The organism is Sphingomonas sp. 179-I 2A4 NHS, from assembly GCF_045369135.1.
In the GTDB taxonomy this organism is placed as follows: domain Bacteria; phylum Pseudomonadota; class Alphaproteobacteria; order Sphingomonadales; family Sphingomonadaceae; genus Sphingomonas.
Map to the genome: position 1 here is coordinate 168,943 of NZ_JBIQFL010000005.1, position 11,757 is coordinate 180,699.

At 65.9% G+C, this 11,757-nt stretch carries 13 protein-coding genes; 6 read left to right on the forward strand and 7 right to left on the reverse strand.

Going from position 1 to position 11,757, the window contains the following annotated elements:
* Position 1: 1 nt before the first annotated feature.
* Entirely contained in the window at positions 2–1,213 is a 1,212-nt protein-coding gene (locus tag ACH0CP_RS11105) for an ATP-binding protein (protein WP_406888697.1), read from the reverse strand.
* A gap of 212 nt (positions 1,214–1,425) precedes the next feature.
* Between ACH0CP_RS11105 and ACH0CP_RS11110 the strand changes: the two genes are divergently transcribed.
* From ACH0CP_RS11110 to ACH0CP_RS11125, 4 genes are read left to right on the forward strand one after another with little or no spacing between them, the layout of a single operon-like run.
* The gene (locus tag ACH0CP_RS11110) at positions 1,426–1,827 is read left to right on the forward strand and encodes a hypothetical protein (RefSeq protein ID WP_294444400.1); all 402 of its coding nucleotides are present in this window, start codon (positions 1,426–1,428) and stop codon (positions 1,825–1,827) included.
* Between the two features lie 4 nt (positions 1,828–1,831).
* Positions 1,832–2,095: an HPr-rel-A system PqqD family peptide chaperone gene (locus ACH0CP_RS11115; protein WP_406888694.1), complete on the forward strand. Its 264-nt coding sequence runs from the start codon at positions 1,832–1,834 to the stop codon at positions 2,093–2,095.
* A complete protein-coding gene (locus ACH0CP_RS11120; protein WP_406888692.1) occupies positions 2,092–2,940 on the forward strand; it encodes an HprK-related kinase A in 849 nt (282 codons plus the stop codon). Before ACH0CP_RS11115 ends, ACH0CP_RS11120 begins: the two co-directional genes overlap by 4 nt.
* Positions 2,937–3,965, forward strand: coding sequence for a nucleotidyltransferase family protein (locus ACH0CP_RS11125; RefSeq protein ID WP_406888691.1), 1,029 nt, complete (start codon positions 2,937–2,939; stop codon positions 3,963–3,965). Before ACH0CP_RS11120 ends, ACH0CP_RS11125 begins: the two co-directional genes overlap by 4 nt.
* Here the strand turns inward: ACH0CP_RS11125 and ACH0CP_RS11130 are convergent.
* Positions 3,931–4,218 (reverse strand): hypothetical protein, encoded by a 288-nt coding sequence (locus ACH0CP_RS11130; protein WP_294444397.1) that lies wholly within the window; start codon positions 4,216–4,218, stop codon positions 3,931–3,933. The two genes, ACH0CP_RS11125 and ACH0CP_RS11130, sit on opposite strands and share 35 nt — an antisense overlap.
* 62 nt (positions 4,219–4,280) lie before the next feature.
* On the reverse strand, positions 4,281–4,976 hold the full coding sequence (locus ACH0CP_RS11135; RefSeq protein WP_406888689.1) for an HAD hydrolase-like protein: 696 nt from the start codon (positions 4,974–4,976) through the stop codon (positions 4,281–4,283).
* A gap of 60 nt (positions 4,977–5,036) precedes the next feature.
* On the opposite strand from ACH0CP_RS11135, the gene glmU reads away from it, so the two are divergent.
* Complete coding sequence (gene glmU / locus ACH0CP_RS11140; protein ID WP_406888687.1) at positions 5,037–6,392, forward strand: bifunctional UDP-N-acetylglucosamine diphosphorylase/glucosamine-1-phosphate N-acetyltransferase GlmU; 1,356 nt, start codon at positions 5,037–5,039, stop codon at positions 6,390–6,392.
* Complete coding sequence (gene glmS, locus ACH0CP_RS11145; protein WP_406888685.1) at positions 6,392–8,209, forward strand: glutamine--fructose-6-phosphate transaminase (isomerizing); 1,818 nt, start codon at positions 6,392–6,394, stop codon at positions 8,207–8,209. Before glmU ends, glmS begins: the two co-directional genes overlap by 1 nt.
* 99 nt (positions 8,210–8,308) lie before the next feature.
* Here glmS and ACH0CP_RS11150 read toward each other — a convergent pair whose 3' ends face one another.
* The 4 genes from ACH0CP_RS11150 to ACH0CP_RS11165 are packed head-to-tail and all read right to left on the reverse strand — an operon-like array spanning position 8,309 to position 11,752.
* Complete coding sequence (locus tag ACH0CP_RS11150) at positions 8,309–9,538, reverse strand: M20 family metallopeptidase (RefSeq protein WP_406888682.1); 1,230 nt, start codon at positions 9,536–9,538, stop codon at positions 8,309–8,311.
* Positions 9,539–9,552: 14 nt separating this feature from the next.
* Positions 9,553–10,560 (reverse strand): NAD(P)-dependent alcohol dehydrogenase, encoded by a 1,008-nt coding sequence (locus tag ACH0CP_RS11155; RefSeq protein ID WP_406888680.1) that lies wholly within the window; start codon positions 10,558–10,560, stop codon positions 9,553–9,555.
* Entirely contained in the window at positions 10,557–11,216 is a 660-nt protein-coding gene (locus ACH0CP_RS11160) for a peptidylprolyl isomerase (RefSeq protein WP_406888678.1), read from the reverse strand. The genes ACH0CP_RS11155 and ACH0CP_RS11160 overlap by 4 nt, the downstream gene beginning before the upstream one ends.
* A complete protein-coding gene (locus ACH0CP_RS11165) occupies positions 11,213–11,752 on the reverse strand; it encodes a homogentisate 1,2-dioxygenase (protein WP_406888676.1) in 540 nt (179 codons plus the stop codon). Before ACH0CP_RS11165 ends, ACH0CP_RS11160 begins: the two co-directional genes overlap by 4 nt.
* Positions 11,753–11,757: the final 5 nt, after the last annotated feature.

Sequence of the window (11,757 nt, forward strand, 5' to 3'; positions counted from 1 at the left end):
TTCATGACAACGTCTCTGCTGCAGCCGGGGCGCGTAGGGTAACTGCGACGCGCGTGCCTTCGCCAAGACGGCTGGATATCTCCAGCCGGCCGCGATGCCGCTCCGCGATGTGCTTGACGATGGCGAGACCGAGCCCGGTTCCGCCGATGGAGCGGCTGCGGCCCGGATCGACGCGGTAGAAGCGCTCCGTGAGCCGCGGCAGGTGCTCCGGAGGGATCCCTTCCCCTTGGTCGGCGACGACGAGGCGCACGGTACCCTCTTCGCGAGTGAGCGAGACACGGATCGGTGTGCCCGCGCGGCCATATTTCATCGCGTTGCCGATGAGGTTGTGGAGCAATTGCGATAATTGCGACGCATCACCGAGCACCGGCACGTAGGCCCCCGGCTCATATTCGAGGATGATGTCACGACCGCGGCCGTTGTGCGCATCCGCCAGTTCCGCCTGGGTCTTGTCGACGAGGTCCGCGAGATTGATCACCTCTGCGGGCGTTCGGAACTTCTCCGCCTCGATACGGGAAAGGCTCATGAGGTCATCGACCAGCCGATCCATGCGGCGGGCTTCGTCGAGGACGATTTTGAGGAAACGGGCCCGCAGCGCAGGATCCTCCCCGGCCTCGTCCGACAGGGTTTCCACATAGCCGAGGATCGAGGCGAGCGGGGTGCGCAGTTCATGGCTGGCATTGGCCACGAAGTCGACCCGCATGCGCTCCGCGGCATGACTGCCGCTGCGATCGGCAAGATGGACGAGCCGGCGCCCGTCGCCGATCGCGGCGACGCGCATGTCCCACCGCTGATCGGGCGACCCGAGCCCCGCGAGCGCAACGGGCTCACCGTCGCTCGTGCCGGCGAGTACCGCGGCGGCTGCGGGATGCCGGATGGCCGTACGCGCATCCTCGCCGATGATATGGTCGCCGAGAAGTTCGCGCGCAGCGCGGTTGGCGGCGAGGATGCGGGGGCCTCCGAGCACGAGCACCGGCTCCGCGAGTGCATCCAGCACCAGATCGGGCTCGCCGACGGATGCCGTATCAACGGGCGCACGGGCTGCTTTTTCTTCCGTGGCTTCGCGCGCTGTGGTGGCGAGTACAGCTGCGGTGCCACCTACCAGCGTCAGTCCGGCAGCATCAAAGCCAGCTCCGATAGCGGCGATGATCCCGGCCGTGAGGATCACGATGCCGAGCGCTAGCCAGCCGCGAGGAGAAATGATCTCAGCCATGGTCGCCTGTCAGTTACCTCCCTGCCGCCGGTAGGCGGCCTGCGGGTGTAGCGCATTCCTACTCGGCTGATACATGGTTGCATGAGCAGCGGCAGTTGGGACTTGCCCCTATGCCTCACGCAAGATCATCGTCCCGCGATGAAACGACGCTCCGAGCGGCGCTTGTTCCCCCGTTAGGATTATGGAAGGGCGTCTTGGTGGAAAAGCGTCCGATGAGCGAACCGATCGACCCGGATCAGCCGGCCCAGCCGCAGCGGCGCCGCGCCTTGCGCCTTGGTGCCGCGGGCGCGGTGGCAGTGGTGTCGATCCGGCCGGCGATGGCCCAGGCCTACGGCTCGGTGCTGACGTGTGAGATTCCCGTGCCCGATCCGCGCCAGACCGGCGGCTTCATCAATCGCGACGGCAAGGTTGTGCCCGCTGGAACTGCCGGCGCCTACGCGCCGCCTGCACGCCCGCTGAAGGGCGAGGACGTGCGACGCGCATTGGCGACCGGGGGCAACTTGCCCGGCGTCGACTATGAGCGCAGCCGGGCCTATCTCAAATACGTTCAGAACCTGCGCAGCGGATCGACCGGCTTCACCTGCTTCGCGTCGCTGCAGATGCCGCGGAGGTAAGTGGGTGGACGCGACGCGCTATCGCGCGCCGCCGGCCGACGGCCTTGCGATCGTGCCGCTCGATGATCTGGTAGCGGTCTTCCATCGCGCGTCGGGCATCACTCATCTCGTCACATCTCCCGCGCCAGAATTGCTGGATGCGCTGGCGGATCGCTGGCGCACGCTTGATGATCTCGAAACCGAGTTCGAGCTTGTGGGCGGCGATCGAAGCAGTCTGATCGCGGCGTTGGACGAACTGGCGGCGGCCGGGCTGGTCGAAAGGCGATGAGGCACGTCTTCACCGTGCGGGTCGGGCCGATCGGTTTTCGTGTCGGATCCGAGTGGCGCGCACCGATCGAACAGCTGAACGCGTTGTATAGCGACTACCCTCCGTTGGAGGGGGTTCCGGATTTTACCGCGCGACTTGAGCCTGTTCGGCCGTGGCGACGCTGGGTGCGGCCTGCCGTCAGCATCGCGGGGGACTATGCCATTCCGGATGCTGCCCCCTTGCCGCTGGCGCAGGGGCTGCTCGCAGCGGAGATGGCGATGAACCTGCAGATGGCGCTGGGGCAGCGGAAATTCCTGCTGCTGCACGCCGCGGCGGCAGAGCGCGACGGCCACGCGATCATCATGACGGGAGAGTCGGGGGCGGGGAAGTCTACGCTCGTCGCCTTGCTGCAGCGGCGCGGCTGGCGGCTGATGGCGGACGAGTTCGTGCTGGTCGACCCATCGACTGGGCTTGTCGTTCCTTTTCCGCGTCCCATCAGCATGAAGAATGCAGCGATCGCGGTAGCGGCAGCTGCGCTGCCGGGTGCCCGGTTCGGCCCGCTGCTTTCCGGCACGCCAAAGGGGGACATCCGACACCTGGTACCCAACCACGCAGCTCTGGCCGCGATGGATGAGGCCGCCGAGCCTGCGCTGCTCCTCTTCCCGCGCTTCGGCCTGCCGGCGGAGCAGCGACCGGTCGGCGCGGGCGAAGCATTCGTGCGGTTGACGCAAGCATCGACCAACTATGTCGGGCTGGGGGAGGCGGGGTTCACGGCACTCACGCGGCTGGTGAACGGCGTTACGCGGATGGCGATCGACTATCCCGATGCGGACACTGCGGCTGCATTGATCGAGGCGATGTGGTGAGCCCGGCCCGCCAACTCGTCAGGTTACTGGTTGCGCCAGCCGAAGCGGAGCGGCTCAGCGATCGCGAATGGACCGGTGTTCTTGCAGTCGCGCGGGCGGAGCAGTTGATGGGCTCGCTAGCCTGTCGTCTGTCGGGCCTTTCACTGCCGGGCCGGGTAGCAAGCATCCTGGCAGAGGCGCGCGCGACCGCGCTGGAGGGGCGCCGCCAGGCGCTGTGGGAAGCGGAAGTCGCGCGCCGCGCGCTGGCGGGCATCGCTGAGCCACTTGTCCTCCTCAAAGGCACTGCTTTCGTCGCCGCGGGGCTGGACGCGGGGCAGGGCCGCTCGATCGGTGACCTGGACATCCTGGTGCCGCGACAGACGCTGGAACGAGTCGAGGATGCGCTGCTGGCGCATGGCTGGATGTGGGTGAAGCCGGACCCCTATGACGACGAATATTACCGGCGCTGGATGCACGAGCTGCCGCCACTCATCCATCCGGAACGGGACCGGATGATCGACGTGCATCACACGATCCTGCCGCTGACCGCTCGAATCTCACCCGATGCTGGCAAGCTGATCGAGGACGCAGTGCCGCTCGGCGGCGGTTTCGCCATGCTCTCGCCAGAGGATATGGTGGTGCACGCTGCGCTTCACCTGCTGGCCGACGGCGACCTGAGCGGGGGCTTGCGCAACCTGTGGGACATCGACCGGCTGCTGCGCGAGTTTGGCGAAGCTGAGGATAGCTTCTGGCTGAAACTTGCCGCGCGTGCTGCCGAACATGGAGCGGATCAACCCGTGGCGCGCGCCGCGCGGTTGAGCCATGCCCTATTCGCGACGCCAGTGCCGGACCCGTGGCGCAGGCAAACCGCCCTGGACCGGATCTTCGTTCGCCGGCTGCTGGCGCGGGATGGCTGGGGGCGCAGTACGCGTCGAGCGACGCGTCTGGCCTTCTACGTCCGGTCGCACTGGATGCGGATGCCCCCTGCGCTGCTCGCGCGTCACCTTTGGATCAAATGGCGGCGCGGCGGCCCCGGACCAGCCTGACGACGAGCAGCATCCCGACAATCACGACGGTGTCAGCCACCCAGTCCATGATGTCACAATCACGGTGAAGCGCCGGGATCGACTGAACCACTTCGATCATGGCGCCAAGGAAGGAGAGCCGCTCGCCAATGCGCAGCAGCTCGGCCTCCGGATAGGCCATGACCGAGAGGATCGTGAGCACGCCGAACGCCAGCATGTGGCGGAACTTGTCGCTATCGATCGGAACGGACGGTGGGTTTGGCAGGACCGCCATGGTCACCGCTCCGAGGAGAGCCACGATCAAGAGGATGCGCCATGGCAAGCGCCTTTTGCCCGTCACTGGCTCGGCGCCCTCGATACGCTTCCGAGCCGCTCCAGCGTGGGCACCAGTTCATCGAAGTGGTCGATGATCGCTTCGGCGCCCAGTTCCTCCACCGGCTGCATAAGGAAGCCGAAGCGGCAGGCGATCGCCGGAACATCAGCGGCGTGAGCGGCGGCGATATCAAAGATCGAGTCGCCGACAAACGCCGCGCTGCCGCCCCCCGATCGCTCGACCATCGCCTGGATCGGCACCGGAGAGGGCTTGGAGTTTCCCGGTCCCATTGTGTCGCCGCCAATCACGCACGCAAGCCGATCCAGCAGGCCGGCGCCGCGCAGGACTTCGATGGCGAACGCTTCAATCTTGTTGGTAACCACCGCAACCTTCGCGCCGCGTGCTTCGATCGCATCAAGGGCCGCTATTGCGCCCGGAAACGGAACGGTGTGGATGGATAGATGTTCGGCATAATAGTCGAGCAGAACACGATGGAGGCGCTCAAGTAGCACCTCATCGCTGCCGCCGGTCGCCGCGAGTCCGTGCGACAGCATCATTCGGGCACCGCCACCGATCATCGGCTTGATTGCTGCCACCTCGAGCGGGGGCCGGCCGTCTTGTGCCAGAGCGTAATTGACGGCCGCGGCTAGGTCCCCGCTGGTGTCGAGAAGGGTTCCGTCGAGGTCAAAGCCGACGACGTCGAAAGGAAACTGCTGCATCGCGGCGAGCGGTGACGAGTTGCTATGGAATTGGCAAGCGTCCGGTGGCAGAGGCGCGTGATGACGGGTCGACCATTAGCCGCCATCGTCCTTGCTGCCGGCAAGGGCACGCGGATGAAATCCGATTTGCACAAGGTGCTCCACCCGCTCGCCGGGCGTCCCATGCTGTTGCATTTGCTCGACAGCGTCGCGTCGCTCAAGCCGACGCACAATGTGGTGGTGGTCGGTGCCGGCCGGGACCAGGTGGAAGCTGCGGTCAAGCCTCTTGGCGTGGTAGTGGCGCATCAGGCAGAGCAACTCGGCACCGGGCATGCCGTGCTGCAGGCGAAGCATGCGCTGGCTGGGTTCGGTGGCGACGTGCTGATCCTCTATGGTGACGTACCGCTGGTAACGGCGGCGACGATGCGGCGCATGATCGAGCGGCTGCATGCGGCGGATTCTCCGGCAGCCGTGGTGCTCGGCTTTCGGCCCTCTGATCCAGGTGCCTATGGCCGCGTGATTGCCGATGCCTCAGGGCGGATCGATCGTATGGTCGAGTTCAAGGACGCATCCGCAGAAGTGCGCTTGGTGACGCTCTGCAACTCGGGGCTGATGGCCGTGCGAGGCGAGGAGCTATTCGCGCTGCTCGAACGGGTCGGCAACGACAATGCAGCGGGGGAATATTATTTGCCGGATATCGTCATGCTGGCAGCGGCTGACGGACGTGCTTCCGCGGTTATCGAAACGGGGGCGGATGAAGTTGCCGGCATCAACAGCCGGGGCGAACTCGCCGAGGTGGAACTGGCCTGGCAGGAACGCCGCCGCCGCCAGGCGATGGCGGACGGGGTTACCCTCGTCGCGCCGGACACCGTTTGGTTCAGCCATGATACTACCCTCGGCCGCGACGTCACGATCGAGCCCAATGTCGTGTTCGGTTCCGGTGTAACAGTCGCTGACAAGGTCACGATCCACGCCTTCAGTCACCTCGAAGGAGCAGAGGTTGGCGAGGGAGCATCCGTCGGTCCGTACGCTAGGCTGCGCCCCGGCGCTGTGATGGGAGCCGGTTCTCGGGTAGGCAATTTCGTCGAGATGAAAAAGGCGGTGCTCGGCCCGGGTGCGAAGGCGAACCACCTCACCTATCTAGGTGACGCGGAGATCGGGGCGGGCGCGAACATCGGTGCTGGCACGATCACGTGCAACTATGATGGCTTCTTCAAATATCAGACGAGGATCGGCGCTGGCGCCTTCATCGGGTCGAACTCCGCGCTGGTGGCGCCCGTATCGATCGGCGATGGGGCGATCGTGGCAGCAGGGTCGACGGTGACGTCTGACGTGGAGGCCGATGCGCTGGCGCTCGTCCGTCCCTCGCAAACGGCGAAACCAGGCTGGGCAAAGAAGTTCAGGGAAATCATGCGCGCACGGAAGGATGCACGTTAATGTGCGGAATTGTCGGGATCATGGGCAGCGAGCCGGTTGCGGATCGGTTGCTCGACGGCCTGAAGAGGCTTGAATATCGCGGCTATGATTCTGCCGGCATCTGCACCGTTCACGACGGTGACTTCGATCGCCGCCGCGCGCCGGGCAAGCTGAAGAACCTGGCGCAGCGACTGGCGGAAGAGCCACTGCCGGGCGACAGCGGAATCGCGCACACGCGCTGGGCCACGCATGGCGCGCCCACCGAAGACAATGCACACCCGCACATTGTGGGCGATGTGGTGATCGTTCACAACGGGATCATCGAGAACTTTAAGCCGTTGCGCGACGAACTGATCGCCGAAGGGCGCGAGTTCAAAAGCCAGACCGATACCGAAGTCGTGGCGCATCTGGTCGCGCGCGAGATCGAGCGAGGGGCGGAGCCGCGCGCGGCGCTGGCGGCGGTGCTGCCGCGCCTGCATGGCGCCTTTGCGCTGGGCGTGATGGTGCGCACCCATCCCGATCTCCTGTTGGGCGCGCGCCTCGGTGCGCCGCTGACGGTTGGCTACGGCGACGGAGAGAATTTTCTTGGATCCGATGCCCTCGCGCTTGCTCCGCTGACGCAACGCATCGCCTATCTGGAAGAGGGCGATTGGGTCGCGATCACGCGCGAGGAGGTCGAGATCTATGATCGTGACAACCAGCGGGTCGAGCGGCCGATCGTGAATTCCGGCGCGTCCGGCCAGCTGATCGACAAGGGCAATCACCGTCACTTCATGCAGAAGGAGATTTACGAGCAGCCGGTGGTGGTGGCGCAGACGCTGCGTTCGTATCTCCGTCCGCTCGAGGCGCAGGTCGCGCTGCCTGACATGGAATTCGACCTTTCGACCGTTGAGCGCGTGGTGATCGTTGCGTGCGGCACCGCCAGCTATGTCGGCATGATCGGTAAGTATTGGGTCGAAAGCATGGCTCGCCTGCCGGTCGAGGTCGATGTGGCGAGCGAGTATCGCTATCGCGATCCGGTTCTGCTCCCGAACACGCTGGGCATCGTCATCTCACAGTCGGGCGAGACGGCCGACACGCTGGCAGCGCTTCGCCACATGAAAGCGGGCGGGGTGACCACCGCCGGCATCATCAACGTGCCAACAAGCTCGATGGCGCGTGAGGTGGACCTGCTGCTTTCGACTCATGCCGGACCGGAGATCGGCGTTGCCTCAACCAAGGCTTTCACGTGTCAGCTCGCCGTAATGGCGGCGCTGGCGACGAACCTCGCGCGGGCGAAGGGGCGGCTCGGCAATGAGGCTGAGGTCGTCGAGCATCTGCAGCAGGTGCCTGAGGCCATGAGCCTCGCACTCGCGCACGACGAGGAGATCGAGGCGATGGCGCCGAAGATCGCGGCGGCGCGCGACGTGCTGTATCTTGGCCGTGGCCCTGAGTTTCCGCTGGCGCTGGAAGGCGCATTGAAGCTGAAGGAAATCAGCTACATCCACGCTGAAGGTTACGCGTCGGGCGAGATGAAGCACGGGCCGATCGCGCTGATTGATGATCAGGTGCCGCTGATCGTGATCGCGCCCTCGGGACCGCTGTTCGACAAGACCGTCAGCAACATGCAGGAGGCGCAGGCGCGCGGTGCGCAGGTCGTGCTGATCTCCGACGCTGAGGGTATTGCGCAGGCCGGCGAGAACACGATCGCAACGATCGAGATGCCAAATGTGCATCCACTCATCGCCCCGCTGGTCTATGCGGTGCCGGTGCAGCTGCTCGCCTATCACGTGGCGGTTGCCAAGGGAACGGACGTCGATCAGCCGCGCAATTTGGCAAAATCCGTGACAGTTGAGTGATTTAAAGGACGTCGTTGAATGGCGGGCGGAGGGTTCGGTCTCCGCCCGACCTACTGATCCTGCCGCCACTCTCCTCGAGAGAGGAGAGGCCTCGCAGGCTTAGTCGAAGCCACGCTCCAGGAAGCGTTCGGCCAAGGTGCAGTGCATGGCAATGCCCTTTGCCATCACTGCTTCCTCGATTGTCATGCGCGTGTTGTGCAGCGGCGGGTTGGTGCGCGGATCGCTCCCCTCAGCTGCTACGCCGACGAACGCCATCGCGCCGGGGACTTCTCGCAGGACGTAAGAGAAATCCTCGCCGCCCATCATGGGCGCCGGCATGTGCGACCAGCCATTCTCACCCGAGATCGTACCGGCGACGTCGCGCATCATCGCGGTGGCGCGCGAATCGCAGAAGGTGACGGGATAGCCTTCGTCAATCTCGACATCGGCAGTGCAGCCATGGGCCGACGCGATGTCGGTGACGATCTGACGGAAGGCGGCGCGGGCCTTTTCGCGCGTGTGTTCGGACAGCGTACGCAGCGTCCCCATCAGCTGCACCTCATCCGGGATGATATTGTGACTGCTGCCGGCGTGGAACTGCGTCATCGTGAGAACTGCGGGATCGGCGACCGGGACGCGGCGGGCGATGAAGGTCTGGAGGGCCGTGACGATCTCGCAGGCTACCGGGATCGGGTCGATGGCATCGTGCGGCATGGCGGCGTGGCCGCCCTTGCCGCGGATCGTCGCCAGAACCGTGTCGGTCGAGGCGAGCAGTGGGCCTTCGCGGCCGACGAACACGCCAGCGGGCGCGTTGGGCGAGATGTGAAGCGCGAACGCGGCTTCTGGACGAGCGATGTCGAGCAGGCCGTCCTCGATCATGTGGCGGGCGCCGTGGTGCCCCTCTTCGCCGGGCTGGAACATGAAGACGATCGTGCCGGGGATCTGGTCCTTGCGCGCGCACAGCGCCCGCGCCGCGCCGGCGAGCATGGCGGCGTGCGCGTCATGACCGCAGGCGTGCATCGCGCCGGGGATCGTTGAGGCGAAGTCGAGGCCCGTTTCCTCCGTCATCGGCAGCGCGTCCATATCGCCCCGCAGGAGCACGGTGCGCATGTTGCTGCCCGCAGCACCCGTGCGCCCGCCGCGCAGGATCGCGACGAAGCCGGTCGTCGACGTGCTGTCGTGGATCTCCAGCGGCAGCCCGGCGAGCGCGGCCTTCAGCTTGGCGGTCGTCTTCGGGCAGTCGTTTCCGATTTCCGGCTCGGCATGGATCGCGCGGCGGAGCGCGATCGTGTCGGCGAGCTCGGCCGCGCCCGCGGCGGTCCAGTCGGTGCGTGTGAGGGGGGCGTTCATGCTCGATCCTTCGCTTACCAGGAGACCGCAATCTTGCCGAAATGTGCGGCGCTTTCCTCATAGCGGAAGGCGTCGGCGAGTTCCTCCAGTGCGAAGGTACGGTCGATGACGGGGCGGATCGCGGCAGCTTCCAGTGCGCGGACGAACTCCTCCTGCTCTTGCCGGCTGCCGACGATGAGGCCCTGGAGCCGGGCCTGCTTTGCCATCAATGCTGCGGTAGGGACTTCGCCCGCGATTCCGGTGAGGACGCCGATCAGCGCGATATGGCCGCCGATCCGCACCGCCTCGATCGACTGCGCGAGCGTGCCCGGGCCGCCGACCTCGATGACGATATCGACACCGCGGCCGCCAGTGAGGTCGCGTACCGCGCGGCCCCATTTCGGCTGCTCGCTATAATTGATGCAATGAGTGGCGCCCAAGTCCTTGGCGCGGGCCAGTTTCTCGTCCGAGGAGGAGGTGATGATCACTTCACAACCCATCGCACGCGCGATCTGCAGCGCGTAGATCGACACGCCGCCCGTGCCGAGAACGAGGACCGTGTCGCCGGCCTTCAGCCCGCCGTCAACGACGAGGGCTCGCCAAGCCGTCAGGCCGGCAGTGGTGATCGTCGCGGCTTCGGCGTGGCTCCAGCCGGCGGGGGCGCGGGTGAAGGCAGTGGCGGGAAGGATCGCGACTTCGCGGGCGAACCCATCGATGCCGTCACCCGGCACGCGGCGGAAATCACCGACGCGCGGCGGGCCGGCTTGCCAGTCCGGGAAGAAGCAGGACACGACATGATCGCCGACGGCGAAGTCGGAGACGCCGTCGCCGATCGCCTCCACCACGCCAGCGCCATCGGCCAACGGGATGCGGCCGTCGGCGGTCGGCGACATGCCGGAGCAAACCAGATAATCGTGGAAATTCAGCGAGCTGCCGTGCAAGGCTACACGGATTTCTCCAGCGCCGGGCTGGCCGGGATCAGGGCGATCCGAGAGCGCGAGCTTGTCGAGGCCGCCGGGCGCGGTGAGCGTGACTGCTCTCACTTTGCGGTCTCCGAAGCGAGAGCGGGGGCGCGGCGGGCGGTTTTTACCGGTACCGTGGGTTCGAGCATCTGGCCCTTCATAATTCCTTCTCCCTTGGTGGGCGAGGTCGGCAAATCCATGATGCGACGGACCACATCCATGCCCTCGATCACGCGGCCGAACACGGCATAGCCCGGGTTGCTGCCATCAGCGTCCATCGCGGGGGTGTTGCCGACGATGATGAAGAAATCGCCGCGCGCCGTTCCGGGTTCCGCCATTGCCATGGAAATCGCGCCATCTACGTGGCTTAGGCCGGTCTTTGAGGTCGGCTCATGAGCAATGGGTGGGAGCGTTCGCTTGGGATCGTTCTGGGTGCCGAACTGGATGAAGCCATAGCCCGGTGCGACTTTCACGGTGCGGTAAAAGACCGTTCCGTCGAGGCGTTTGCCATCGACATATTTCAGGAAATTGGCGGCGGTGATGGGCGCCTTTTCGGTCTCGATCGCCAGGACGATCGGCCCCTGAGCCGTGGAAATCAGTACATTCGTGGTGGCTGCCTGGTCCGCTTTCGGTGCGGACTGGGCGACGTTGGTGGGGGTTTGGGCGGCACTGGTATCGCTTTGTACAGCGATGGGAGCGGTCAGAAGCAGGCCGAGGAGAGTGAGCGTCTGGATCATGCGAGTCTTGCCACGAGGAGGGTGATGCTGTCGGCTTCAGCGCCGGACAGCTGAAGGGTGTAATTGCCTGGCGCGAGTTTGAAATCGACCATCTTGCGCACGCCGCTGCACTTCGGACCATGGGCGTGCGCGACGGACGCTAGCGACTTGCCGGCGTGCAGCACGTCGATCCATGCCTTGCCGCTTAGCGCGATGCGATAGGTGCCGGGGGTCGCCACTGCGAAGGCGAGCGTGCCGCCGGCGCCAGCGGGGTTCTTCGGCGCGGGTGAGAGCGCGAGGTGGCGGCCCGGGTGGAGCGACACGAGCGCACCCTGGCCGACCGCGATCGTCGCGCCCTCGCCGGGCTTCACCCCGGCGCTGACCGGTACCTGCTGCGACCAGCCGGCGAGTTCGGGCGGAAAGGCGACACGCACGTTGGCGCAGGCGGGGTCGGTGGCGGGATCGTTGGTGTGGGCCGGAGACTGGCTCTCGGCGTCGGTCTGGGCCGCCAGCGGGGCGGCGAGGAGCAGCGAGGCGAAGGCAAGCGCGACACGCATAGAGG

What these genes read in the sequence shown, in the direction of transcription:
- ACH0CP_RS11105 (WP_406888697.1), bottom strand. Translation starts at nt 1,213, where the DNA reads ATGGCTGAGATCATTTCTCCTCGCGGCTGGCTAGCGCTCGGCATCGTG.
- ACH0CP_RS11120 (WP_406888692.1), top strand. Translation starts at nt 2,092, where the DNA reads ATGAGGCACGTCTTCACCGTGCGGGTCGGGCCGATCGGTTTTCGTGTC.
- ACH0CP_RS11165 (WP_406888676.1), bottom strand. Translation starts at nt 11,752, where the DNA reads ATGCGTGTCGCGCTTGCCTTCGCCTCGCTGCTCCTCGCCGCCCCGCTG.
- ACH0CP_RS11110 (WP_294444400.1), top strand. Translation starts at nt 1,426, where the DNA reads ATGAGCGAACCGATCGACCCGGATCAGCCGGCCCAGCCGCAGCGGCGC.
- ACH0CP_RS11135 (WP_406888689.1), bottom strand. Translation starts at nt 4,976, where the DNA reads ATGCAGCAGTTTCCTTTCGACGTCGTCGGCTTTGACCTCGACGGAACC.
- ACH0CP_RS11130 (WP_294444397.1), bottom strand. Translation starts at nt 4,218, where the DNA reads ATGGCGGTCCTGCCAAACCCACCGTCCGTTCCGATCGATAGCGACAAG.
- glmS (WP_406888685.1), top strand. Translation starts at nt 6,392, where the DNA reads ATGTGCGGAATTGTCGGGATCATGGGCAGCGAGCCGGTTGCGGATCGG.
- glmU (WP_406888687.1), top strand. Translation starts at nt 5,037, where the DNA reads ATGACGGGTCGACCATTAGCCGCCATCGTCCTTGCTGCCGGCAAGGGC.
- ACH0CP_RS11150 (WP_406888682.1), bottom strand. Translation starts at nt 9,538, where the DNA reads ATGAACGCCCCCCTCACACGCACCGACTGGACCGCCGCGGGCGCGGCC.
- ACH0CP_RS11160 (WP_406888678.1), bottom strand. Translation starts at nt 11,216, where the DNA reads ATGATCCAGACGCTCACTCTCCTCGGCCTGCTTCTGACCGCTCCCATC.